Source organism: Psychrobacillus sp. AK 1817 (assembly GCF_008807035.1).
Taxonomy (GTDB): Bacteria; Bacillota; Bacilli; order Bacillales_A; family Planococcaceae; genus Psychrobacillus; species Psychrobacillus faecigallinarum.
Window position 1 is genome coordinate 3,782,127 of the sequence record NZ_CP031739.1, and the last position, 23,222, is coordinate 3,805,348.

The window sequence follows — 23,222 nt, forward strand, 5'->3', positions numbered from 1 at the left end:
GTTCGTGAAAGCTATTATTACACATTGATTTACAAAGGAAGTTGTCTTCATACACCTCAGTGATTTTTGGTCATATACTTTCTGATATGTTATAATTTAACATGACTATATCGTAGATAAGAAAGTAGGACGGCAATATGACAAAAACATTTAAGGTAGGAGATGTGGTTACTGGTAAAGTGACGGGTATTCAACCATATGGTGCGTTCGTTAGTCTGGATGAACAAACACAAGGTCTAGTGCACATATCAGAAATAACATATGGCTATGTTAAGGAAGTAGGAGAGTTTTTGACTGTTGGTCAGGAAGTAGAAGTGAAAATTCTAGAAATTGATGAGGAAGCAAGCAAAATAAGCCTTTCTATTCGAGAACTTCAAGAAAAACCAACCTCTTCGAAACGTGATGATAAGCCACGTAAATCACTTCAAGCTCGTGTCGATGAGCATGATGAAGAAGGCTTTAATACATTGAAGGAAAAGCTAGCAGGGTGGATTAAACAATCCATCCAATAATAAAGGAAAGGTGAAGAAGGATCATATCCTTCTCCACCTTTTTTTATCATGTAAAATTTAAACTTTTCTTATTTTACGTAATCGGTACTGTAGATTCTGCCTACTCATTCCCAATGCCTCCGCAGCTTTAGTGACATTGTTATTGTATTTTTCTAAAGCCTTTTGTAAATAATACGTTTCCGCTTCTCTTAAGTATTCGTCTAGAGGAAGGATATCTCTCTCTGGAGAGATGACAAAGTCCTCGGCATTTTTCATTGATCCATCCATATCCTGAATTTTTAATTTGAAATGGAGTGGCAGCATATCGAAACTTAATGTTCTCTCTGTTGTAATCATAGAAGTGATTTCGTCCAATAAAAGCTCCAATTCCTTTAAGTTACCTGGCCAGTCATAGGTTTTAAAAGCTTTTATTACCTGTGGATCTATGTCTTCAAGAGTAGACGCGTACCGATTCAAATGTCGCTGGAAGTAATCATGTATAAAGGGCATAATATCCTCTGTTCGTTCACGAAGCGGCGGAATATTAATAGTAATAGACGCAAAGTAATAATATAGCTCTTTAACCAACTGGTTATTATAAACTAGGTCAATCGGATCTTCTCCAATACTAGCGATATACAGATTGTGGTTAGAGCTATTTTCTTTTAAAATTTCAAATAATTTATTTTGTAAATCGATGGATAATAAATCTATTCTTTCACAAAATATAGTGCAGTTATGCAGGCTTTTTATTTCTTGTTCGAATTTATAAATTATTTGATCGTCCGCACTATAACAATAAAGCGTTATAAATTGCTCGTTTTGTGGAGAAAGCTGATGATGTATTGCTTCCGCTATTAAATCCTTTCCTGTCCCAGCTTCTCCAATAAGCAGGATAGGCATTCGTACATTGGCTGCTTTTATTGAGCGTTCCTTTACGTCCTTCATGATTTTAGATTCTGCTGTGATAGAGGAAAGTGTGATTGCCTCGTTATATCTCTTTAAAGGCTGAAATAATAGCTTTTCCAGAGCCGTGATATCTCGTGAAAATTCAATCGCCCCTATTAAGACACCATCTTCAAAAACAGGATATGTATCGTTAATAGTGGTGATTTCTTGACCATTCCTACTCCAATAGGTCTGTTTTACTCTTAGGACTGGCTTTTCGCTATGTAGAACTTTTAATAAAGTACTTTCATGTTGTTCGAATTGAAAAAGTTCTAGGATAGAACGATCTTCTACATCCATCGAATTCAAACCTTCGATTTCTTTCATTTTTTCATTGTATATAATCGTTTTTCCCATTAAATCTATTGCATGAATGCCTACAGTGACTTGCTCTGTAGCGAATTTGTAAAAGGGGAGCAACTTACTAAAAGTACTGGTCAAATTAATCACCTCAAAAAAATATTTAACATTTTAGTTAATTATACTTGAAAAACGCAACAATCTTTTGCATTATTATAAGTGAAGTAGTATTAGTAGTGCAAATTTTTTTTGCGCTAACATTTAAAGGAGGATTTACATGATACCTTATAAACACGAAGCATTTACAGATTTTTCAAAAGAAGAAAATAAAAAAGCAATAAAAGAAGGATATAAAATTGTTGACGCATATTTAGGTCAAGATTTCCCATTAATCGTTGGTGGAGAAAGAATTACTACTGAAAGCAAAATTGTTTCTTATAATCCAGCAAAAAAAGAAGAGGTAATTGGTAAAGTATCAAAAGCTTCTCAAGAAATCGCAGAAAAAGCACTTAAAATTGCTGATGAAACATTCAACACATGGAAAAAAGTAAAACCAGAAGTACGCGCAGATGTACTTTTCAAAGCAGCGGCAATCATTCGTCGCCGTAAATTTGAATTCTCCGCTTTATTATCAAGAGAAGCAGGGAAAACATGGGTGGAAGCTGATGTAGAGGTTGCTGAAGGAATTGACTTCTTAGAATATTATGGACGTCAAATGCTACGTCTTAAAGAAGGCCAACCTGTGGAAAGCCGTCCAGGTGAATACAATCGTTATGACTATATTCCATTAGGAGTTTCTGTTGTTATCTCTCCTTGGAACTTCCCATTTGCTATCATGGCTGGTACTACTGTAGCAGCTATGGTTGCTGGTAATACAGTATTATTAAAACCAGCTTCTACTACTCCTGTTGTTGCTTATAAGTTTGTAGAAGTTCTAGAAGAAGCTGGAATGCCAGCGGGCGTTGTTAACTTCATCCCTGGTTCAGGTGCTGAAATTGGTGATTTCTTAGTTGAACACCCACGTACTCGTTTAATCAGCTTTACAGGATCTCGTGACGTTGGTTTAGGAATTGTAGAAAAATCAGCTAAATTAGCTGAAAAGCAAATCTGGATTAAACGTACAATTCTTGAAATGGGCGGTAAAGACACAATCGTTGTAGATAAAGATGCTGATTTAGAATTAGCTGCTCAATCAATCGTACGATCAGCATTTGGTTTTAGCGGACAAAAATGCTCGGCTGGTTCACGTGCTGTAATCCTTGAAGATGTATATGACCAAGTAGTGGATCGTGTAAAAGAGTTAACGAATGAGTTAACTGTAGGTATTCCAGACGAAGATGAGCATTTTGTAGGTCCAGTAATCGATGCTTCTGCATTCAAAAAAATCATGAGCTATATCCCAGTTGGTAAAGAAGAAGGTCGCTTAATCACTGGTGGAGAAGGTGACGATTCAAAAGGTTACTTCATTCAACCTACTGTATTTGCAGATCTATCTCCAACTTCTCGCATTATGCAAGAAGAAATTTTTGGACCAATCCTTGGTATTTCTAAAGCAAAAGATTTTGATGAAGCGATTGAAATTGCTAACAACACGGAATATGGTTTAACGGGTGCCGTTATTACTAATAACCGCATGAACTTAGAAAAAGCGCGTGAAGACTTCCACGTAGGTAACTTATACTTCAACCGTGGATGTACTGGAGCTATCGTTGGATACCAACCATTTGGTGGATTCAACATGTCTGGAACTGACTCTAAAGCTGGTGGACCAGACTACATTCAACTTCATATGCAAGCTAAAACAACTTCTGAAATGCTTTAATATTTTTTAAACAAATCTTATGAAATGGCCAAACAACTGGTTTGTCTGGCCATTTCATTTAATAGGGGGAAAATGAATGTCAGTATCTAGTAAAGTAATTGAACAAACAGAAAAATACGGTGCACACAATTACAATCCACTACCAATCGTTGTGTCTGAAGCTGAAGGTGTTTGGGTAAAGGATCCAGAGGGTAATAAATACATGGATATGCTATCTGCATACTCAGCTGTAAACCAAGGACATCGTCATCCTAAAATTATTCAAGCGTTAAAAGACCAAGCAGATCGTGTTACTTTAACTTCTCGTGCGTTCCATAACGACCAGTTAGGTCCATGGTATGAAAAAGTAAGTCAATTAACGAAAAAAGAAATGGTTTTACCGATGAATACAGGAGCTGAAGCTGTAGAAACAGCATTTAAGGCTGCTCGCAGATGGGCGTATGATGTAAAAGGTGTTGCTGATGATCAAGCAGAAATCATTGCTTGTAACGGTAACTTCCACGGCAGAACTATGGGAGCGGTTTCTTTATCGTCAGACCCAGAATACAAACGTGGATTCGGACCAATGCTTCCAGGGATTAAACTAATTCCTTACGGGGATATTGAAGCACTTAAGCAAGCAATTACTCCAAACACAGCTGCATTCTTAATCGAACCTATCCAAGGCGAAGCTGGAATCATTATTCCTCCAGAAGGATTTATGAAGGCTGCACGTGAATTATGTCGAGAAAATAATGTATTATTTATCGCAGATGAAATTCAAGCTGGATTATGCCGCACAGGTAAAATGTTTGCATGTGAATGGGAAGATATCGATCCGGATATGTACATCTTAGGTAAAGCACTAGGCGGAGGAGTATTCCCTATCTCATGTATAGTAGCTAACCGTGATGTTCTAGAAGTATTTAATCCAGGTTCACATGGCTCTACTTTCGGTGGTAACCCTATGGCTTGTGCTGTTTCTCTTGCTGCACTTGATGTATTGATTGACGAGAAGCTTGCTGATCGTTCATTAGAATTAGGAAATTATTTTATGGATGCTTTAAGAGATATTAATCATCCTTCTATTAAAGAAGTACGTGGTCGTGGTTTGTTTATCGGTATGGAATTGACTGAAGCAGCAAGACCTTATTGTGAAGAACTAAAAGAACTAGGATTATTATGTAAAGAAACTCACGATACAGTTATCCGTTTCGCACCACCTTTAATCATTACAAAAGAGGAACTTGACTGGTCAATTGAGAAAATTAAAAAAGTATTTACAATTTAACTAATTGTTTCCCAATTTGTAAATGAATTGTGTTACAATAATCTCCGATGAAATCATTATGAATTAAAGAGGCGAAATAATAAATGGCTGAAAATCTAAACCTGTTCACATCAACGCAGGCTGTCATTAAAGAGGCTTTGCAAAAATTAGGCTACGACGATGCAATGTATGACTTGTTAAAAGAACCACTTCGTATGTTAGAGGTAAGAATTCCAGTAAGAATGGATGACAATACTGTTAAAGTATTTACTGGTTACCGTTCACAACATAACGATGCAGTCGGACCAACAAAAGGTGGAGTTCGTTTTCACCCAGGCGTAACTCCTGAAGAAATGAAAGCACTTTCTATGTGGATGACATTAAAAGCTGGAATTGTTGACCTTCCGTATGGCGGAGGTAAAGGTGGGGTTGCTTGTGACCCACGTGAGATGTCTATGGGAGAAATCGAACGCCTAAGTCGTGGATATGTTCGTGCAATTAGTCAAATTGTCGGGCCAACAAAAGATATCCCTGCTCCAGACGTTTTCACAAATGCGCAAATTATGGCATGGATGATGGATGAATATAGTCGTATGGACCAATTCAACTCACCAGGATTTATCACGGGTAAACCTTTAGTTCTTGGTGGATCTCAAGGTCGTGACCGTGCAACTGCACAAGGTGTTACTATTATTATTAATGAAGCAGCGAAGAAACGCGGCATTGATATGATGGGTGCTAGAGTGGTTATCCAAGGTTTCGGAAACGCAGGAAGCTTCCTTGCTAAGTTCTTGAGCGATCAAGGTGCAAAAGTAATTGGTATTTCTGATGCTTACGGTGCTTTACATGACCCTAATGGCTTAGATATAGATTATTTATTAGATCGCCGTGATAGCTTTGGAACTGTAACGACTTTGTTTGAAAATACTATTTCTAATGAAGAATTATTAGAATTAGATTGTGATATTTTAGTACCTGCTGCTATCGAAAACCAAATTACTTCTGATAATGCTCACAACATCAAAGCTAATATAGTAGTAGAAGCAGCAAATGGTCCAACTACTACAGAAGCTACTAGAATTCTATATGAAAGAGGAATCCTATTAGTCCCTGACGTATTAGCTAGTGCTGGTGGGGTAACTGTATCTTACTTTGAGTGGGTACAAAATAACCAAGGCTACTACTGGACAGAAGAAGAAGTTAACGACAAGTTAGTGAAGAAAATGGTAGATGCATTTGAGAATATTTATGAAGTAGCTACTACTCGTAATATCGATATGCGTTTAGCTGCATATATGGTTGGTGTACGCAGAACTGCTGAAGCTTCACGCTTCCGTGGATGGGTATAACCGATAAGTTGAACCGCTTGTATTTTACAAGCGGTTTTTTATATGATGAAAAGGTAAAGAAAGGGGATTAAACATATGAATGCATTTTCTTTTTATAATCCGGTCAAACTGATTTTTGGTAAAGGTCAACTAGCAAAGCTTCCAACTGAGCTTTCTGTATTCGGTAAAAAGGTATTGGTAGTATACGGCGGCGGAAGCATTAAAAAAAATGGTTTATACGACGAAGTAATGAATTATTTGAATGAGGCTGGTATGGAAATCTTTGAACTGTCAGGAGTAGAGCCAAATCCAAGACTATCTACTGCAAAACGAGGAGCAGATCTTTGTAAGGCAGAAGGAATTGAAGTAGTACTTGCAGTCGGAGGTGGGTCTGTAATAGACTGCACGAAGCTTATTGTTGCTGCTGCTAAGTATGATGGGGATCCATGGGACTTAGTTACACGTAAAGCCTTCCCTAAAGAAGCACTACCTTTTGGTACTGTTTTAACTTTAGCCGCAACTGGCTCGGAAATGAACTCAGGTTCGGTAATTACAAATGAAGAAACGTTAGAAAAATACGGCTGGGGGAGCCCGCTTGTTTTTCCTAAATTCTCTATATTAGACCCAGTGAACACTTTCACAGTTCCTCTAGACCAAACGGTTTATGGGATTGTTGATATGATGTCTCATATGTTTGAGCAATATTATCATAACGCGACTAACACACCTCTTCAAGATGAAATGATTGAAGGCGCTCTACGTACAGTTATAGATGCTGCTCCTAAACTAATTACCGACCTAGATAACTATGAATTAAGAGAAACTATCTTATTTGCGGGAACTCTAGGCTTAAATGGTTTTCTACAAATGGGTTATAACGGTGATTGGGCGAGCCATAACATTGAACATGCTGTCTCAGCTGTGTATGACATTCCCCATGCAGGCGGATTGGCAATCATTTTCCCGAGATGGATGAGACATAATCTTAAAGTAAATCCAGAGCGTTTTGCTAAGCTTGCTACTAAAGTCTTCCATGTGGATCCTTCAGGTAAGACGCCGGAGGAAATTGGTTTAGAGGGTATTGAAAGATTATCTTCTTTTTGGGCTTCGTTAGGGGCACCTGTGAACCTCTCTGATTATAAAATTGATGACTCACAAATCGACTTAATGGTAGAAAAAGCAATGGCACGTGGCGAGTATGGCAATTTTAATAAGTTAAATGCAGAAGATACAAAAGCTATATTAACAGCTTGTCTGTAAAACTGCGGTTGAGTTTTTATCTTTTTTCATCAATAAAAAAGTGAATTTTAAAGGCAAGAATGCTGTTAACCCAACATTCTTGCCTTTATTATGTTCAGACTATACAACGCCATTCAACCTCTTAATTAAAAGAGTAATTCTTAATGGAGGATTTATTTTTTGTCATTTGTTTTTAAAACTGTTTTTGTATCTTTATGATGATTCCACGTTTTAACTCCGTCGTCCTCGTCAAAGGAGATAGTCACATCGGATACTCCTTGCTGGCTTAGTATTAAATCCTTTAAAACATCATGAATATCATCTACTGTTGCAAAGGATAGCGAAGCGTCTATTTCAGCTACTAGAGTAACATGAAGAAACTCTCCTTCTTTTATTACCTCTAGCTCTTGAATATCTTTTACTTCCGTTACATCAGAAACAAGATGTGCAATATGAACGAGCATTTGTTCATCGGTTTCCCCAAGAGCGCCTCGTGCATTATCTAAGAATACTTTACCTACTACGTAAAACATCATTAGTCCGATAAGGATAGAAGCAATACCTTCTGCTTGTAAAAATCCTGTGAAATGAGAGATTAGAACTGCTACAAAAGCTAAAATACCACCTGAGGTAGCAACTAAATCCTCCATAAATACAAGTTTTGTAGCTGGTTTTGCTCTTTTTAAATGTGCAAAGCTCGTAGTAAGCGGAGCTAAAACAGATCCTTTTATGCCAACTTCATGCAAGATTTCTTTTCCTGCTTTGTATAAAACCGCAAATTCAAGGATTATCGCAATCCCAAGAACGGTTAAACTAATTGCAAGCCCTCCAGATGCTACAGGATGTTGGATATGATGCCATCCTTCTTTGATCGTTTCATATGAGAGGATTCCTACAAGTATTACTGCACCTAAACAAACAAGATTGACCAATCGTCCAAAGCCATTTGGAAACTTAGGAGTTGGCGCCTTTTTAGAAAGTGCTGATCCTATAAACACAAAAAACTGGTTAGCTGCATCCCCGATGGAATGCATCATTTCTGCAAACATAGCTACGTTTCCAGTTAGAAAAAATGCTCCGCCTTTTAATGCTGCTATTATTGTATTTACAATTGCTGCAATCAAGGATGGTTTGTTACCACCCTTTAATAAAGTAAAAAACTGTCCCATATAATTACTCCTTTTGTTAAATAGATTCTAATTCAAGAGTTTCGATAAATTCTAAATTTGCTATCGAATGATAAAATTCTACCGTATTCTTTTTAGTAAGTATAGACAAACGAATATGAAGCTCATGCTTGATTTCATCATTCTCTAATGGAATGTCTTTTATTCGAATGCTATCAATATAAAAGCCTTGGTCTTTTAAGTGATAATACATTTTAGAAATGTTTTCTTGCTCTGAAACAATTACCTTCAATGATAACTCTTTCGATCTTAATCGCTTTGGACCTATTTTAGATAAGAGGGGAGGGATTACTTCTATACCTATTAGTACAATCACAACAGATAAGGATGCCTCCAAATAAAATCCTGCTCCCACAGCAATCCCAATTCCCCCAGCTCCCCAAATCATGGCTGCTGTTGTTAGACCACTTATGCTATCATTTCCTTTACGAAGGATAACCCCGGCCCCTAAAAAACCGATTCCGCTAACAATTTGAGCTGCTAACCGTAAAGGATCCATGGTTATATTGACTCCGTCGTGTCCAGTATGAGCCTTATATGCCGATTCGATAGATATGTATGTGAGCAAGCAACTAAATGTAGCTATAACGATACTTGTTTTTAGACCAATGGGTTTTTTCTTCAGTTCTCTTTCAATCCCAATAACTAAACTTAGGATTGCCGCGAAACTTAATTTTATTAATATCTCGCCATATCCGTTTAAATAGGGAACCCAGTCCAAGGATGTTCCTCCTTTCTATTAAGTTAGTAAAGAATATGTGGAAATTTAAATCTTATACTTACATACCCATTTTTCTATTTAATATCACCCCTGTTCTGAATTAATGAAGAATATTATAGTAAGTAAGGCTAAAGCTATTAAAAACTATCCTTTATTAAATAATTTAATAAAAATCATATTAAAATATAAAAAAGGTATTGCTTTTTATTTCTCAACGTTGTATATTAATACTTGTCCTTCGGAACAAGCGACAAACTACTTGAAAGAAAATAAAAAAAGTGTTTGACAGCAAATCTGAAATGAGTTACACTAATAAAGTCGTCAAAAACAAAACGACGCGATGAACATTGAAAACTGAACATGCAAAACGTTAAGAAATACAGCGTTCAACAAACTTCGGTTTGATTGACGCAAAAACAATTTTGACATCATTTAATGATGATGCCAGCAAAACAAAATGAGCTTTTAAACTAGTTCTATTTTTTCTGGCTGACGAGACGTAGTGCAGTGCTAGGAAGCAAGTGAGCGAAGGAAGGAGCGTACTAACGTACGTGACTGACCGAGTAAGCGAAGCTGACAACGCAATGCGCTGTGTATCGCCAGCCAGCTATTATGGAGAGTTTGATCCTGGCTCAGGACGAACGCTGGCGGCGTGCCTAATACATGCAAGTCGAGCGAATGATGAAGAAGCTTGCTTCTTCTGATTTAGCGGCGGACGGGTGAGTAACACGTGGGCAACCTGCCTTGTAGATTGGGATAACTCCGGGAAACCGGGGCTAATACCGAATAATCCATTACCTCACATGAGGAAATGTTAAAAGACGGTCTTGGCTGTCACTACAGGATGGGCCCGCGGCGCATTAGCTAGTTGGTGAGGTAACGGCTCACCAAGGCGACGATGCGTAGCCGACCTGAGAGGGTGATCGGCCACACTGGGACTGAGACACGGCCCAGACTCCTACGGGAGGCAGCAGTAGGGAATCTTCCACAATGGACGAAAGTCTGATGGAGCAACGCCGCGTGAGTGAAGAAGGTTTTCGGATCGTAAAACTCTGTTGTGAGGGAAGAACAAGTACGAGAGTAACTGCTCGTACCTTGACGGTACCTCATTAGAAAGCCACGGCTAACTACGTGCCAGCAGCCGCGGTAATACGTAGGTGGCAAGCGTTGTCCGGAATTATTGGGCGTAAAGCGCGCGCAGGCGGTCCTTTAAGTCTGATGTGAAAGCCCACGGCTCAACCGTGGAGGGTCATTGGAAACTGGGGGACTTGAGTGCAGAAGAGGAAAGCGGAATTCCAAGTGTAGCGGTGAAATGCGTAGAGATTTGGAGGAACACCAGTGGCGAAGGCGGCTTTCTGGTCTGTAACTGACGCTGAGGCGCGAAAGCGTGGGGAGCAAACAGGATTAGATACCCTGGTAGTCCACGCCGTAAACGATGAGTGCTAAGTGTTAGGGGGTTTCCGCCCCTTAGTGCTGCAGCTAACGCATTAAGCACTCCGCCTGGGGAGTACGGTCGCAAGACTGAAACTCAAAGGAATTGACGGGGGCCCGCACAAGCGGTGGAGCATGTGGTTTAATTCGAAGCAACGCGAAGAACCTTACCAGGTCTTGACATCCCGCTGACCGACCTAGAGATAGGCTTTTCCCTTCGGGGACAGCGGTGACAGGTGGTGCATGGTTGTCGTCAGCTCGTGTCGTGAGATGTTGGGTTAAGTCCCGCAACGAGCGCAACCCTTGATCTTAGTTGCCAGCATTTAGTTGGGCACTCTAAGGTGACTGCCGGTGATAAACCGGAGGAAGGTGGGGATGACGTCAAATCATCATGCCCCTTATGACCTGGGCTACACACGTGCTACAATGGACGGTACAGAGGGTCGCAACCCCGCGAGGGTGAGCTAATCCCATAAAACCGTTCTCAGTTCGGATTGTAGGCTGCAACTCGCCTACATGAAGCCGGAATCGCTAGTAATCGTGGATCAGCATGCCACGGTGAATACGTTCCCGGGCCTTGTACACACCGCCCGTCACACCACGAGAGTTTGTAACACCCGAAGTCGGTGGGGTAACCCTTTTGGGAGCCAGCCGCCGAAGGTGGGACAGATGATTGGGGTGAAGTCGTAACAAGGTAGCCGTATCGGAAGGTGCGGCTGGATCACCTCCTTTCTAAGGATATATTCGGAATACAGATCTTTATCTGTATCTTAACGTTTTGCAGTTCAGTTTTGAGTGTTCATTTTTATGATGAGCATTTATACTTGCTCCTGCGATTACTCGTCGCAAAGGAACAAGCCCTTTGTTCTTTGAAAACTGGATAAAACGACATCAAAAAAGAAACAAACGCAAGATATTCAAATTGTGATCACTTACGTGATTGCAAGTGTAGTACTTTTAACTTTTAGGTTAAGTTAATAAGGGCGCACGGTGGATGCCTTGGCACTAGGAGTCGACGAAGGACGGCACTAACACCGATATGCTTCGGGGAGCTGTAAGTGAGCTTCGATCCGGAGATTTCCGAATGGGGAAACCCACTGCCCGTAATGGGGCAGTACATTTGCGTGAATACATAGCGCATCTGAGACACACCCAGGGAACTGAAACATCTAAGTACCTGGAGGAAGAGAAAGAAAATTCGATTCCCTGAGTAGCGGCGAGCGAAACGGGAAGAGCCCAAACCAAGAGGCTTGCCTCTTGGGGTTGTAGGACACTCTATACGGAGTTACAAAAGAATGAGTTAGATGAAGCGACCTGGAAAGGTCCGCAGGATAGGGTAAAAGCCCCGTAGTCCAAAATTCATTCCCTCCAGAGTGTATCCTGAGTACGGCGGAACACGTGAAATTCCGTCGGAATCCGGGAGGACCATCTCCCAAGGCTAAATACTACCTAGTGACCGATAGTGAACCAGTACCGTGAGGGAAAGGTGAAAAGCACCCCGGAAGGGGAGTGAAATAGACCCTGAAACCGTGTGCCTACAAATAGTCAAAGCCCGTTAACGGGTGATGGCGTGCCTTTTGTAGAATGAACCGGCGAGTTACGATTACATGCGAGGTTAAGTTGAGAAGACGGAGCCGCAGCGAAAGCGAGTCTGAATAGGGCGAATGAGTATGTGGTCGTAGACCCGAAACCAGGTGATCTACCCATGTCCAGGATGAAGGTAAGGTAACACTTACTGGAGGTCCGAACCCACGCACGTTGAAAAGTGCGGGGATGAGGTGTGGGTAGCGGAGAAATTCCAATCGAACCTGGAGATAGCTGGTTCTCTCCGAAATAGCTTTAGGGCTAGCCTCAAACGTTAGAATCTTGGAGGTAGAGCACTGTTTGGACTAGGGGCCCATCCCGGGTTACCGAATTCAGACAAACTCCGAATGCCAATGATTTATGTTTGGGAGTCAGACTGCGAGTGATAAGATCCGTAGTCAAGAGGGAAACAGCCCAGACCACCAGCTAAGGTCCCAAAGTATTTGTTAAGTGGAAAAGGATGTGGCGTTGCTTAGACAACCAGGATGTTGGCTTAGAAGCAGCCATCATTTAAAGAGTGCGTAATAGCTCACTGGTCGAGTGACGCTGCGCCGAAAATGTATCGGGGCTAAACAAATCACCGAAGCTGTGGATTGATACCTTTGGTATCAGTGGTAGGAGAGCGTTCTAAGGGCGTTGAAGTCAGACCGGAAGGACTGGTGGAGCGCTTAGAAGTGAGAATGCCGGTATGAGTAGCGAAAGATGGGTGAGAATCCCATCCACCGTATGACTAAGGTTTCCTGAGGAAGGCTCGTCCGCTCAGGGTTAGTCGGGACCTAAGTCGAGGCCGATAGGCGTAGACGATGGACAACAGGTTGATATTCCTGTACCACCACCCCACCGTTTGAGTGATGGGGGGACGCAGTAGGATAGGGTAAGCGTGCTGTTGGTTATGCACGTCCAAGCAGTGAGGTGTGAGTGTAGGCAAATCCGCACTCTGTAACATTGAGCTGTGATGGCGAGGACTTAGTCCGAAGTTCCTGATTTCACACTGCCAAGAAAAGCCTCTAACGAGGTGGGAGGTGCCCGTACCGCAAACCGACACAGGTAGTCGAGGAGAGAATCCTAAGGTGAGCGAGAGAACTCTCGTTAAGGAACTCGGCAAAATGACCCCGTAACTTCGGGAGAAGGGGTGCTCTTTTGGGTGTATAGCCTAGAAGAGCCGCAGTGAATAGGCCCAGGCGACTGTTTAGCAAAAACACAGGTCTCTGCAAAACCGTAAGGTGAAGTATAGGGGCTGACGCCTGCCCGGTGCTGGAAGGTTAAGAGGAGTGCTTAGCGCAAGCGAAGGTGCGAATTGAAGCCCCAGTAAACGGCGGCCGTAACTATAACGGTCCTAAGGTAGCGAAATTCCTTGTCGGGTAAGTTCCGACCCGCACGAAAGGCGTAACGATCTGGGCACTGTCTCAACGAGAGACTCGGTGAAATTATAGTACCTGTGAAGATGCAGGTTACCCGCGACAGGACGGAAAGACCCCGTGGAGCTTTACTGTAGCTTGATATTGAATTTTGGTGCAACTTGTACAGGATAGGTAGGAGCCTTAGAGCCCGGAGCGCCAGCTTCGGAGGAGGCGTCGGTGGGATACTACCCTGGTTGTATTGAAATTCTAACCCATACCCGTAACCCGGGTAGGAGACAGTGTCAGGCGGGCAGTTTGACTGGGGCGGTCGCCTCCTAAAGTGTAACGGAGGCGCCCAAAGGTTCCCTCAGAATGGTTGGAAATCATTCGAAGAGTGTAAAGGCAGAAGGGAGCTTGACTGCGAGACCTACAAGTCGAGCAGGGTCGAAAGACGGGCTTAGTGATCCGGTGGTTCCGCATGGAAGGGCCATCGCTCAACGGATAAAAGCTACCCCGGGATAACAGGCTTATCTCCCCCAAGAGTCCACATCGACGGGGAGGTTTGGCACCTCGATGTCGGCTCATCGCATCCTGGGGCTGTAGTCGGTCCCAAGGGTTGGGCTGTTCGCCCATTAAAGCGGTACGCGAGCTGGGTTCAGAACGTCGTGAGACAGTTCGGTCCCTATCCGTCGTGGGCGTAGGAAATTTGAGAGGAGCTGTCCTTAGTACGAGAGGACCGGGATGGACACACCGCTGGTGTACCAGTTGTTCTGCCAAGGGCATCGCTGGGTAGCTATGTGTGGACGGGATAAGTGCTGAAAGCATCTAAGCACGAAGCCCCCCTCAAGATGAGATTTCCCATTACGCAAGTAAGTAAGATCCCTCAAAGACGATGAGGTAGATAGGTTCGGGGTGGAAGCGTGGCGACACGTGCAGCTGACGAATACTAATCGATCGAGGACTTAACCAAATTGTTTGTTTCTAAGATGTCAGTTTATTCAGTTTTGAAAGAATAAATTTTTATTAAAAAAACACTTGTAATAATCTACATAGTTGATATAATAGAACTTGTCTTTCAAATAATTATTCAAGTCTAGTGATGATGGCGAAGAGGTCACACCCGTTCCCATACCGAACACGGAAGTTAAGCTCTTCAGCGCCAATGGTAGTTGGGGGTCTCCCCCTGCAAGAGTAGGACGTCGCTGGGCTTGCAATAAAAATACATAGAAATACATTTTAATACCCAGGAGGATTAGCTCAGCTGGGAGAGCATCTGCCTTACAAGCAGAGGGTCGGCGGTTCGAGCCCGTCATCCTCCACCATAACTTTACTCCTGCCGGAGTAGCTCAACTGGTAGAGCAACTGACTTGTAATCAGTAGGTTGAGGGTTCAAGTCCTTTCTCCGGCACCATTTTTTGAGCCATTAGCTCAGTTGGTAGAGCATCTGACTTTTAATCAGAGGGTCGTAGGTTCGAATCCTACATGGCTCATTCACTTTTTGTGATATAAATATGCGGGTGTGGCGGAACTGGCAGACGCACTAGACTTAGGATCTAGCGCCGCAAGGCGTGGGGGTTCGACTCCCTTCACCCGCACCATTTAATTTAATAACCGAGCGGAAGTAGTTCAGTGGTAGAACACCACCTTGCCAAGGTGGGGGTCGCGAGTTCGAACCTCGTCTTCCGCTCCAAAGATTCATCAAAGTGCCGGGGTGGCGGAACTGGCAGACGCACAGGACTTAAAATCCTGCGGTAGGTGACTACCGTACCGGTTCGATTCCGGTCCTCGGCACCACTTTTATGAAACATTAGCGCCCGTAGCTCAATTGGATAGAGCGTCTGACTACGGATCAGAAGGTTGTGGGTTCGACTCCTGCCGGGCGCGCCATATATACGGGAAGTAGCTCAGCTTGGTAGAGCACTTGGTTTGGGACCAAGGGGTCGCAGGTTCGAATCCTGTCTTCCCGACCAGTTAATTAATAAATTTGGGGCCTTAGCTCAGCTGGGAGAGCGCCTGCCTTGCACGCAGGAGGTCAGCGGTTCGATCCCGCTAGGCTCCACCAATTTAAATTTAAATTTCCTGGCGGCGTAGCTCAGCTGGCTAGAGCATTCGGTTCATACCCGAAAGGTCGTGGGTTCGACTCCCTCTGCCGCCATCTTAAGGACCTTTAGCTCAGTTGGTTAGAGCAGACGGCTCATAACCGTCCGGTCGCAGGTTCGAGTCCTGCAAGGTCCACCAACATAATATTTAGGAGGAATACCCAAGTCTGGCTGAAGGGATCGGTCTTGAAAACCGACAGGCGGGTCATACCGCGCGGGGGTTCGAATCCCTCTTCCTCCTCCATCTTATTGTTAGTGGAAAAATATTATACATAACGTCGACGCAAGCGAAGCGTGGAGGACGTAAAACTCACTAAATGCACAGTTGATTTAAATTTCAACACTTTCTTATTGTCGCGGGGTGGAGCAGTTCGGTAGCTCGTCGGGCTCATAACCCGAAGGTCACAGGTTCAAATCCTGTCCCCGCAACCAAATGGTCCCGTGGTGTAGCGGTTAACATGCCTGCCTGTCACGCAGGAGATCGCCGGTTCGATCCCGGTCGGGACCGCCATTTATTTTTCAACAACTTAGAGATTTAGGATAAGCAAGCAAATCTAGGAAGCAATCGAACGAACGAAGGAGCATACTAAAGTATGTGACTTAATGAGTGAGTGAAGCTGACAAAGAGAAGCGCAGCTTAGTGTAAATCGAAGAGGCTCAGTAGCTCAGTCGGTAGAGCAAAGGACTGAAAATCCTTGTGTCGGCGGTTCGATTCCGTCCTGAGCCACCATTTTATCAAGCGGGTGTAGTTTAGTGGTAAAACCTCAGCCTTCCAAGCTGATGATGAGAGTTCGATTCTCTTCACCCGCTCCAATTAATGGGCCTATAGCTCAGCTGGTTAGAGCGCACGCCTGATAAGCGTGAGGTCGATGGTTCGAGTCCATTTAGGCCCACCATTATTCCGAAGTAGCTCAGTGGTAGAGCAATCGGCTGTTAACCGATCGGTCGTAGGTTCGAGTCCTACCTTCGGAGCCATATATATGGGGAAGTACTCAAGTGGCTGAAGAGGCGCCCCTGCTAAGGGTGTAGGTCGGGCAACCGGCGCGAGGGTTCAAATCCCTCCTTCTCCGCCATATATAAGGCCCCTTGGTCAAGCGGTTAAGACACCGCCCTTTCACGGCGGTAACACGGGTTCGAATCCCGTAGGGGTCATAACTTTAAAAAAGACAATCACTTAGGTGGTTGTCTTTTTTGTTTTGAAAAGATAGAGTTGCGCATGTGCTTTTAGAGGATTAATTCTTCCGAGAGTACTTTACCGGTTTGTCCTTTGTACTGTCAATGCTACTTATTAATACGGAGTGAAAGGACCGATTTCATAAAACAATTCCATTTCTAAGTTTTACTTATTGGTATCAAATCATGAGTTATGTATTTATACACTTTCTTCTTTGTTCTTTTGTCCATCTATAATTCCCACTCCTCTATAACCTCATCACACTTTGTTCATTAATATTCACAAGAACATTTCTTAACAGGTTTCTACAAACTGAATTCTGCTTACATTATCCTGCTTCGCTAGGTAACTCTTTTCAAGCCTTAATCATCAAATAAATAGCTAATTCATACTAACCAATTTTAGTGGCTGGCCATGTGTTCCAAATTATAATAAATCATTTTTTCCATTCACATAGCAAAAAATAAAAAAGCCAGGAAGCTTTTAAACTTCCTGACTGACTGTTAAATTATAAAGCCGAGCAATAACCCTATACCTAAAAGAAATACAAAAATCGTGTTGGTGAGTGCAGTATTCTTCATTGCTAATCCAACTTCAAGATGATTTTCTTTTGCTTTAAATAGTTTTATAGCATCTAAAGGTTTCTTAGCACTTAATAGGACTAGTAGTGCCCAAGGGGTGATAATCTGTAGAATTACCAATAGAATGATCCATACATAAGAAACGATGAAAAATAAGGCTAACACATTAATAGCACTTTCTCTACCAATGAGAATGGCCATCGTCTTTCTACCACCTTTTGTATCCTCAACTATATCGCGAATATTATTGGAAAGCATAATAGCAGCAACAAGTAGAGTACTAGGGATGGATAGGAATAAGGCAAAGTTTGGTATTGAACCAACCTGAATGTATGTAGCAATTAATACGATAAACATTCCCATGACAACACCGCTAAATAGTTCACCGAATGGTGTATACGCTATTGGGTAAGGTCCACCAGTATAAAGGTAACCAATAAGCATACAAACAGCTCCAACGATCAATAATAACCAAGACGATTGGGAGCAAATATATATACCTAATATCGCTGCAAGGATATATAATGCTAAGGCTAATTGAAGTACTGTTTTTGGTTTAACCCCATTACGAACAATAGCACCACCGATACCAATTGATTCTTCGCTATCGAGCCCCCTAACAAAGTCATAGTACTCGTTAAACATATTTGTAGCTGCCTGGATAAACAAACATGCAATTAGCATTGCTAAGAATAATAGCCAATCAATATTTACGTAGTAAAGTGCAATCATTGTACCTAAAAATACTGGGGCAAAGGAGGCAGTTAATGTATGTGGTCTTGTCAACTTCCACCATATACGCCAGCCTTTATCAGCTTGTAGTTCCTGTGACATATAAATTTCTCTCCTTTAAAAGACTCAACATCAATTTTAGCATACATTTGTAGCGAAATGTGTGCCGAAACGCGGAGAAAGTTGTATGATAAAGGGTAGAGTAATAAAACAAGAAATTTAACAGCAGGTAATTTATACGGAGGTCATATATATGCCGAACACCACCGGGCAAAATAAAACAACATTACGTTTTTATACGGAAACAATAGAAGTATCTAGAATGTCCGCTCACGCCTTTTTTGAAGCCGGAGAGGATTGCTATAAAGGGAAACGTTTCTTTTGGCAAAACAAAGAGAAAACCTTCACACTGGTTGGACTTGGACATGCTTATGTACTGGCTAATGATTTAGAAAAAAATAGATATCAGGATATAGCACAAAAATGGGAAGAGTTGTGTGCATGCTCTTTAATAGAAAAAGCGGACGTATCTCCAATCCTATTTGGTGGATTCTCATTCGATCCTGCCAACAAGATATCCTCGGAGTGGAATAGCTTTCCTTCCAGTTTTTTTGCTGTGGCTACATTCCAATTAGTCATTCGAGATGACCAGGCGTTTGTGAGCATCCATCTTATTACGGAAGAGCAAGACAGCTCGGCGGCTTTTGAACACTTGAGAATAGAAAGAGATACATTAATTCATACAGCTCAAGTAAAAGAGCTAAAAGTCCATGAAAAGCCACAGCTTCTTCAAAGAGAAGATAGATTAAAGGATGAATACTTATCTGCGGTTGAAGCCGTTACAAACCGTATTCGCAATAAGGAAGTAAATAAGGTGGTCATTGGACGCTCCTTGAAATTGACCTTTGAGAATAGTTTTTCATCTTCTACAGCTATTTATAATGCATCTATGGAACAACCAGAGAGTTATTTGTTTGGCTTAGAAAAAGAAGACAAAATTTTCTTTGGAGCAACACCCGAGAGATTAGTAAAGCTAGAAAAAGGCAAGGTTGAATCTGCAGGGTTAGCTGGATCGGTTCGTAGAGGTACAAATCTAGAGGAAGACAAAAAGCTAGGGGATGCGCTATTAGCGGACAATAAAAACTTAATGGAGCATCAGTACGTAGTTAGTATGATCCGAAAAGTATTTGATCAATATTGTGAACAGGTTAAAATTCCATCTAGACCAAAGCTAATGAAAATAAGAGATATTCAGCATTTGTTTACCCCTATTGAAGGAAAAATTAAAGGAAGCTCTTCTCTTTTCGAATTTGTAGAGGCAATGCACCCAACCCCAGCACTTGGGGGAGAACCTAGACAAGAGGCAATTGAAATTATTAGAGAATCTGAGCAAATGAACCGTGGCTATTACGCAGCACCAATCGGCTGGGTCAATGCCGAGGGAGAGGGAGAGTTTGCCGTAGGAATCCGCTCAGCACTTATAGAGAACCAATACGCTTATCTATATGCCGGAGGCGGACTAGTTTCAGAATCCACTTCGTTAGAAGAGTTTGAAGAAACACGAGTAAAATTCCGACCAATGCTTCGCACACTTGGAGGAAATATGAATGACTAATACAAGCTTTTTGACATCTTATGTAAATCAATTTGTGGAAACAATTAAAAAGGCGGGCATTGAAGATGTTGTTTTATGTCCAGGATCTAGATCTACTCCCTTAGCTTATGGGTTTGCCAAAACAAAAGGATTTAACTTCTATCGTCAAATTGATGAGCGATCTGCAGGGTACTTTGCTTTAGGAATTGCTAAAGCAAAGAAAAATCCTGTAGTTCTTTTATGTACTTCTGGCACTGCTGCAGCTAACTTTTTCCCAGCAATTGTAGAAGCATATTATGCAAGAATCCCTTTGCTTGTTGTTACAGCAGATAGACCTCATGAACTAAGAGAGGTTGGAGCTCCTCAAGCGATTGACCAAATTCATATGTACGGTAAGCATGTGAAGTGGTCTGTTGATTTTCCTTTACCGGAAGCTAGAGAAGAAAGTCTAGCTTTTGTAGAGAGACATATCCACCGTGCAGTATCTTCTTCTAAAGCAGCTCCGATGGGTCCGGTTCATATTAACGTGCCTTTCCGGGAACCACTTTTATTAGAAATGGATAAGCCTTCTACTACACCGCAAATGCATCTTGCTGATTTAGGAAAGCTTGGACCAAGTGAAGAATTTGTAAAATGGTATACGCATTTAATTAGTAACACAGAAAAGGGACTTATCATTGTTGGGGATTCCTTAGCAACAACTGATGGATTTTGGGAATTTGCTAAAACCATTCAATGGCCAGTGTTAGCTGATCCATTATCTAATCTTCGTAGCAATGTCCCAGCAGATTGTATGCATTTGTGTGTAGACCAATACGATGCTATTTTAAAAAGTGAAATTTTTAAAGAGGTAGCTGTCCCAGAAGTAGTTATTCGTTTTGGTGCTCAGCCTGTTTCTAAACCGCTAGTAAAGTTTCTAGAAGCTCACCAGCCTGAGACTTTTATAGCAGTTGACGAAAGCCCATTATTTAGAGACTCTATTCATATTGTGACTCATCATATTCAAGTAGATGCCTCTTCTCTATGGATGCCGATAGAAGAAAAGCAACCATCGGAGTATCTAAAGCATTGGTCGAAGGCTAATGATATAGCAACAGCGCATATTAAATCCTATATTTCCGAGGAATTGGATGAAGGAGCATTAGCCGGAATTTTGTTTGAGAGTTTATCCGAAAATACAGATTTAGTTGCTAGCAGTAGTATGCCTATACGTGATGTAGACACATTTTTCAATAAAACCTCTAAGGATATTCAAGTATATGCAAATAGAGGAACTAACGGGATTGATGGTGTAGTATCTACTGCGTTAGGTATACAAGCAGCTACTAAAAGACCAGGTTTTCTATTAATCGGGGATTTAGCATTTTTACATGATATAAACGGATTAGTAGTTACACGTTTTAATGAGACAGATTTGACGATTGTTATTATGAATAATGATGGGGGAGGCATATTCTCTTACTTGCCTCAATCAACGGAGACTAACTACTTTGAGCATTTGTTTGGTACACCTACAGGTCTTGAATTTTCAGCTATTGCAACTATGTACGATGCTCAGTACGATGTAGTACATACAAAAGAGGATTTTCAAACCGTGTTGAGTAAGAATAAAACTAAAAATATTCGTATAATTGAAGTTCGTACTGATCGAAAAATCAACACTGAAACTCATCGAAAACTTTGGGCCGCTATAACAGAGGAGCTGGATGCTACTTGGAACGCTTAAATATATCTGTTAGAGACATTCAGATGAATGTAAAAAGGTACAATAGTGAAAGCGATAAAAAGGTCGTTTTGCTTCATGGCTTCACTGGCTCCACAAACACATGGGAGGAAGTTATTTCTTCTATAGATCCATCTATTGAAATACTTACTATAGATTTGATCGGGCATGGGGAGACTGATAAACCTAAAGAGGCAAGACGGTACCATGTAGAGGAGCAGGTGGCAGATTTACACGAACTGTTCCAGCAGATTGGGTGGGAACATTTTACGCTTGTAGGGTATTCTATGGGCGGTAGATTAGCACTCGCTTATTCAAGTAAGCATGGAGTGGACCGTTTAATACTAGAAAGCAGCTCTCCAGGCTTGAATGACCAGGATGCTCGTATTGAAAGGAAATTTGCGGATGAGCAGCTTGCTCAAAGAATTATAGAAGAAGGAGTTCCAGCATTCATTGACTACTGGGAACAGATTCCTTTATTTGATTCGCAAAAGAGATTATCTCACAAAAAGAAAAAAATGATTCGAGAAGAACGATTATCCCAAACAGCAGTAGGGCTATCGAATAGTTTGAAGGGCTTTAGTACTGGAGAACAGCCCTCTTTATGGGGGAACCTAAATTCGCTCCACATTCCCGTGACCTTATTAACAGGGGAATTAGATGTAAAGTTCTGTGAAATAGCCAAAAAAATGTTGGCATTATTACCGAATGCTGACTGGAAAATAATAAACAATGTTGGGCATGCAATTCATGTGGAAAATCCTAAATTGTTTGCTACAATAGTAGAGGATATAATTTTAAAGGAGGATATAAGATGACTCGTGAATGGACAACATTACATACATACGAAGACATTAAGTATGAATTTTATAATGGAATTGCGAAAGTAACTATTAATCGCCCTGAAGTGCGAAATGCTTTCCGCCCAAAAACAGTTATGGAAATGATCGATGCATTTTCTCGTGCACGCGATGACAAAAACGTTGGGGCAATCATTTTAACTGGAGAAGGCGAAAAAGCTTTCTGTTCAGGTGGAGACCAAAAAGTTCGCGGACATGGCGGATATGTGGGAGAGGATGAAATTCCTCGTCTAAATGTTTTAGACCTACAACGTTTAATCCGTGTAATTCCTAAACCGGTTGTAGCTATGGTAGCTGGATATGCTATTGGTGGTGGTCATGTATTACATGTAGTTTGTGACTTAACAATTGCTGCTGATAATGCAATCTTTGGACAAACTGGACCTAAGGTAGGTTCATTTGACGCTGGCTACGGTTCCGGCTATTTAGCTCGTATCGTCGGTCATAAGAAAGCACGTGAAATTTGGTTCTTATGCCGCCAATATGATGCACAACAAGCATTGGATATGGGCTTAGTTAACACAGTAGTTCCTTATGAGCAATTAGAGGACGAGACTGTTCAATGGTGTGAGGAAATGTTAGAAATGAGTCCAACAGCTCTTCGTTTCTTAAAAGCTGCTATGAATGCTGATACAGATGGATTAGCTGGTCTTCAACAAATGGCTGGAGATGCAACTCTTCTTTATTACACTACTGATGAAGCAAAAGAAGGTCGCGATGCGTTTAAGGAAAAACGTAAACCAGACTTTGGTCAATTCCCACGTTTCCCGTGATTTAGTAAGATACTTTATGATGTTCTCAGGCTGTCCTAATAAGGGC

At 41.7% G+C, this 23,222-nt stretch carries 13 protein-coding genes, 20 tRNA genes and 3 rRNA genes; 32 read left to right on the forward strand and 4 right to left on the reverse strand.

The window, feature by feature from the left end; translation table 11 throughout:
- Window positions 1-137: 137 nt before the first annotated feature.
- Window positions 138-512 (forward strand): S1 domain-containing post-transcriptional regulator GSP13, encoded by a 375-nt coding sequence (gene yugI / locus D0S48_RS18900; RefSeq protein WP_151113365.1) that lies wholly within the window; start codon window positions 138-140, stop codon window positions 510-512.
- A 57-nt stretch (window positions 513-569) separates the two neighbouring features.
- Here the strand turns inward: yugI and D0S48_RS18905 are convergent, their stop codons facing one another.
- Window positions 570-1,880 (reverse strand): AAA-type ATPase lid domain-containing protein, encoded by a 1,311-nt coding sequence (locus tag D0S48_RS18905; RefSeq protein ID WP_144538600.1) that lies wholly within the window; start codon window positions 1,878-1,880, stop codon window positions 570-572.
- A 136-nt stretch (window positions 1,881-2,016) separates the two neighbouring features.
- On the opposite strand from D0S48_RS18905, the gene pruA reads away from it, so the two are divergent.
- The 4 genes from pruA (at window position 2,017) to D0S48_RS18925 (ending at window position 7,398) form a co-directional block, all read left to right on the forward strand.
- On the forward strand, window positions 2,017-3,561 hold the full coding sequence (pruA, locus tag D0S48_RS18910) for an L-glutamate gamma-semialdehyde dehydrogenase (RefSeq protein ID WP_144538599.1): 1,545 nt from the start codon (window positions 2,017-2,019) through the stop codon (window positions 3,559-3,561).
- A gap of 76 nt (window positions 3,562-3,637) precedes the next feature.
- Window positions 3,638-4,831 (forward strand): ornithine--oxo-acid transaminase, encoded by a 1,194-nt coding sequence (locus D0S48_RS18915; protein ID WP_144538598.1) that lies wholly within the window; start codon window positions 3,638-3,640, stop codon window positions 4,829-4,831.
- A gap of 83 nt (window positions 4,832-4,914) precedes the next feature.
- Window positions 4,915-6,159 (forward strand): Glu/Leu/Phe/Val family dehydrogenase, encoded by a 1,245-nt coding sequence (locus D0S48_RS18920; RefSeq protein WP_151113367.1) that lies wholly within the window; start codon window positions 4,915-4,917, stop codon window positions 6,157-6,159.
- A gap of 75 nt (window positions 6,160-6,234) precedes the next feature.
- Complete coding sequence (locus tag D0S48_RS18925) at window positions 6,235-7,398, forward strand: iron-containing alcohol dehydrogenase (RefSeq protein ID WP_151113369.1); 1,164 nt, start codon at window positions 6,235-6,237, stop codon at window positions 7,396-7,398.
- A gap of 152 nt (window positions 7,399-7,550) precedes the next feature.
- Here D0S48_RS18925 and D0S48_RS18930 read toward each other — a convergent pair whose 3' ends face one another.
- Together D0S48_RS18930 and D0S48_RS18935 are read right to left on the reverse strand one after the other, a co-directional pair.
- Window positions 7,551-8,546: a cation diffusion facilitator family transporter gene (locus D0S48_RS18930; protein WP_151113371.1), complete on the reverse strand. Its 996-nt coding sequence runs from the start codon at window positions 8,544-8,546 to the stop codon at window positions 7,551-7,553.
- 16 nt (window positions 8,547-8,562) lie between these two features.
- On the reverse strand, window positions 8,563-9,285 hold the full coding sequence (locus D0S48_RS18935) for an MgtC/SapB family protein (RefSeq protein ID WP_144538594.1): 723 nt from the start codon (window positions 9,283-9,285) through the stop codon (window positions 8,563-8,565).
- A 609-nt stretch (window positions 9,286-9,894) separates the two neighbouring features.
- Here D0S48_RS18935 and D0S48_RS18940 point away from each other — a divergent pair.
- The 23 genes from D0S48_RS18940 (at window position 9,895) to D0S48_RS19050 (ending at window position 16,891) form a co-directional block, all read left to right on the forward strand.
- A 16S ribosomal RNA gene (locus tag D0S48_RS18940) occupies window positions 9,895-11,448 on the forward strand.
- Window positions 11,449-11,683: 235 nt separating this feature from the next.
- Window positions 11,684-14,610 (forward strand): 23S ribosomal RNA (locus D0S48_RS18945).
- Between the two features lie 122 nt (window positions 14,611-14,732).
- Window positions 14,733-14,848 (forward strand): 5S ribosomal RNA (gene rrf, locus D0S48_RS18950).
- Together the 16S, 23S and 5S rRNA genes with 20 tRNA genes alongside form the textbook arrangement of a ribosomal RNA operon.
- Before the next feature lie 38 nt (window positions 14,849-14,886).
- Window positions 14,887-14,962, forward strand: a tRNA-Val gene (locus D0S48_RS18955).
- A 13-nt stretch (window positions 14,963-14,975) separates the two neighbouring features.
- Window positions 14,976-15,051: transfer RNA gene (locus D0S48_RS18960), tRNA-Thr, on the forward strand.
- Between the two features lie 6 nt (window positions 15,052-15,057).
- Window positions 15,058-15,130, forward strand: a tRNA-Lys gene (locus D0S48_RS18965).
- A gap of 23 nt (window positions 15,131-15,153) precedes the next feature.
- Window positions 15,154-15,238: transfer RNA gene (locus D0S48_RS18970), tRNA-Leu, on the forward strand.
- Between the two features lie 17 nt (window positions 15,239-15,255).
- A tRNA-Gly gene (locus D0S48_RS18975) sits at window positions 15,256-15,330 on the forward strand.
- Window positions 15,331-15,345: 15 nt separating this feature from the next.
- Window positions 15,346-15,434: transfer RNA gene (locus D0S48_RS18980), tRNA-Leu, on the forward strand.
- 16 nt (window positions 15,435-15,450) lie between these two features.
- Window positions 15,451-15,527, forward strand: a tRNA-Arg gene (locus D0S48_RS18985).
- Between the two features lie 6 nt (window positions 15,528-15,533).
- Window positions 15,534-15,610, forward strand: a tRNA-Pro gene (locus tag D0S48_RS18990).
- Between the two features lie 16 nt (window positions 15,611-15,626).
- Window positions 15,627-15,702, forward strand: a tRNA-Ala gene (locus D0S48_RS18995).
- Window positions 15,703-15,721: 19 nt separating this feature from the next.
- Window positions 15,722-15,795: transfer RNA gene (locus D0S48_RS19000), tRNA-Met, on the forward strand.
- Window positions 15,796-15,801: 6 nt separating this feature from the next.
- Window positions 15,802-15,878 (forward strand) — tRNA-Ile (locus tag D0S48_RS19005).
- 12 nt (window positions 15,879-15,890) lie between these two features.
- Window positions 15,891-15,983 (forward strand) — tRNA-Ser (locus D0S48_RS19010).
- A 111-nt stretch (window positions 15,984-16,094) separates the two neighbouring features.
- Window positions 16,095-16,171, forward strand: a tRNA-Met gene (locus D0S48_RS19015).
- Between the two features lie 3 nt (window positions 16,172-16,174).
- Window positions 16,175-16,250 (forward strand) — tRNA-Asp (locus tag D0S48_RS19020).
- 143 nt (window positions 16,251-16,393) lie between these two features.
- A tRNA-Phe gene (locus tag D0S48_RS19025) sits at window positions 16,394-16,469 on the forward strand.
- A gap of 9 nt (window positions 16,470-16,478) precedes the next feature.
- Window positions 16,479-16,552: transfer RNA gene (locus D0S48_RS19030), tRNA-Gly, on the forward strand.
- Between the two features lie 6 nt (window positions 16,553-16,558).
- Window positions 16,559-16,635, forward strand: a tRNA-Ile gene (locus D0S48_RS19035).
- A 4-nt stretch (window positions 16,636-16,639) separates the two neighbouring features.
- Window positions 16,640-16,714 (forward strand) — tRNA-Asn (locus D0S48_RS19040).
- Window positions 16,715-16,721: 7 nt separating this feature from the next.
- A tRNA-Ser gene (locus D0S48_RS19045) sits at window positions 16,722-16,812 on the forward strand.
- Between the two features lie 7 nt (window positions 16,813-16,819).
- Window positions 16,820-16,891: transfer RNA gene (locus tag D0S48_RS19050), tRNA-Glu, on the forward strand.
- 525 nt (window positions 16,892-17,416) lie between these two features.
- Here D0S48_RS19050 and D0S48_RS19055 read toward each other — a convergent pair.
- Window positions 17,417-18,328 (reverse strand): 1,4-dihydroxy-2-naphthoate polyprenyltransferase, encoded by a 912-nt coding sequence (locus tag D0S48_RS19055; RefSeq protein ID WP_151113373.1) that lies wholly within the window; start codon window positions 18,326-18,328, stop codon window positions 17,417-17,419.
- 151 nt (window positions 18,329-18,479) lie between these two features.
- Here D0S48_RS19055 and D0S48_RS19060 point away from each other — a divergent pair, with 151 nt between their 5' ends.
- Genes D0S48_RS19060 through menB form a run of 4 tightly spaced genes read left to right on the forward strand, consistent with a single transcriptional unit; the run spans window position 18,480 to window position 23,176 of the window.
- Complete coding sequence (locus tag D0S48_RS19060) at window positions 18,480-19,841, forward strand: isochorismate synthase (protein ID WP_151113375.1); 1,362 nt, start codon at window positions 18,480-18,482, stop codon at window positions 19,839-19,841.
- A complete protein-coding gene (gene menD / locus D0S48_RS19065; protein WP_151113377.1) occupies window positions 19,834-21,546 on the forward strand; it encodes a 2-succinyl-5-enolpyruvyl-6-hydroxy-3-cyclohexene-1-carboxylic-acid synthase in 1,713 nt (570 codons plus the stop codon). Before D0S48_RS19060 ends, menD begins: the two co-directional genes overlap by 8 nt.
- Entirely contained in the window at window positions 21,534-22,361 is an 828-nt protein-coding gene (gene menH / locus D0S48_RS19070) for a 2-succinyl-6-hydroxy-2,4-cyclohexadiene-1-carboxylate synthase (protein ID WP_151113379.1), read from the forward strand. Before menD ends, menH begins: the two co-directional genes overlap by 13 nt.
- Window positions 22,358-23,176: a 1,4-dihydroxy-2-naphthoyl-CoA synthase gene (menB, locus tag D0S48_RS19075; RefSeq protein ID WP_144535134.1), complete on the forward strand. Its 819-nt coding sequence runs from the start codon at window positions 22,358-22,360 to the stop codon at window positions 23,174-23,176. The genes menH and menB overlap by 4 nt, the downstream gene beginning before the upstream one ends.
- Window positions 23,177-23,222: the final 46 nt, after the last annotated feature.

Coding starts and splice junctions, on each gene's coding strand:
- D0S48_RS19055 (WP_151113373.1), bottom strand. CDS start 18,328: ATGTCACAGGAACTACAAGCTGATAAAGGCTGGCGTATATGGTGGAAG.
- D0S48_RS18925 (WP_151113369.1), top strand. CDS start 6,235: ATGAATGCATTTTCTTTTTATAATCCGGTCAAACTGATTTTTGGTAAA.
- D0S48_RS19060 (WP_151113375.1), top strand. CDS start 18,480: ATGCCGAACACCACCGGGCAAAATAAAACAACATTACGTTTTTATACG.
- yugI (WP_151113365.1), top strand. CDS start 138: ATGACAAAAACATTTAAGGTAGGAGATGTGGTTACTGGTAAAGTGACG.
- pruA (WP_144538599.1), top strand. CDS start 2,017: ATGATACCTTATAAACACGAAGCATTTACAGATTTTTCAAAAGAAGAA.
- D0S48_RS18915 (WP_144538598.1), top strand. CDS start 3,638: ATGTCAGTATCTAGTAAAGTAATTGAACAAACAGAAAAATACGGTGCA.
- menB (WP_144535134.1), top strand. CDS start 22,358: ATGACTCGTGAATGGACAACATTACATACATACGAAGACATTAAGTAT.
- D0S48_RS18920 (WP_151113367.1), top strand. CDS start 4,915: ATGGCTGAAAATCTAAACCTGTTCACATCAACGCAGGCTGTCATTAAA.
- menD (WP_151113377.1), top strand. CDS start 19,834: ATGACTAATACAAGCTTTTTGACATCTTATGTAAATCAATTTGTGGAA.
- D0S48_RS18930 (WP_151113371.1), bottom strand. CDS start 8,546: ATGGGACAGTTTTTTACTTTATTAAAGGGTGGTAACAAACCATCCTTG.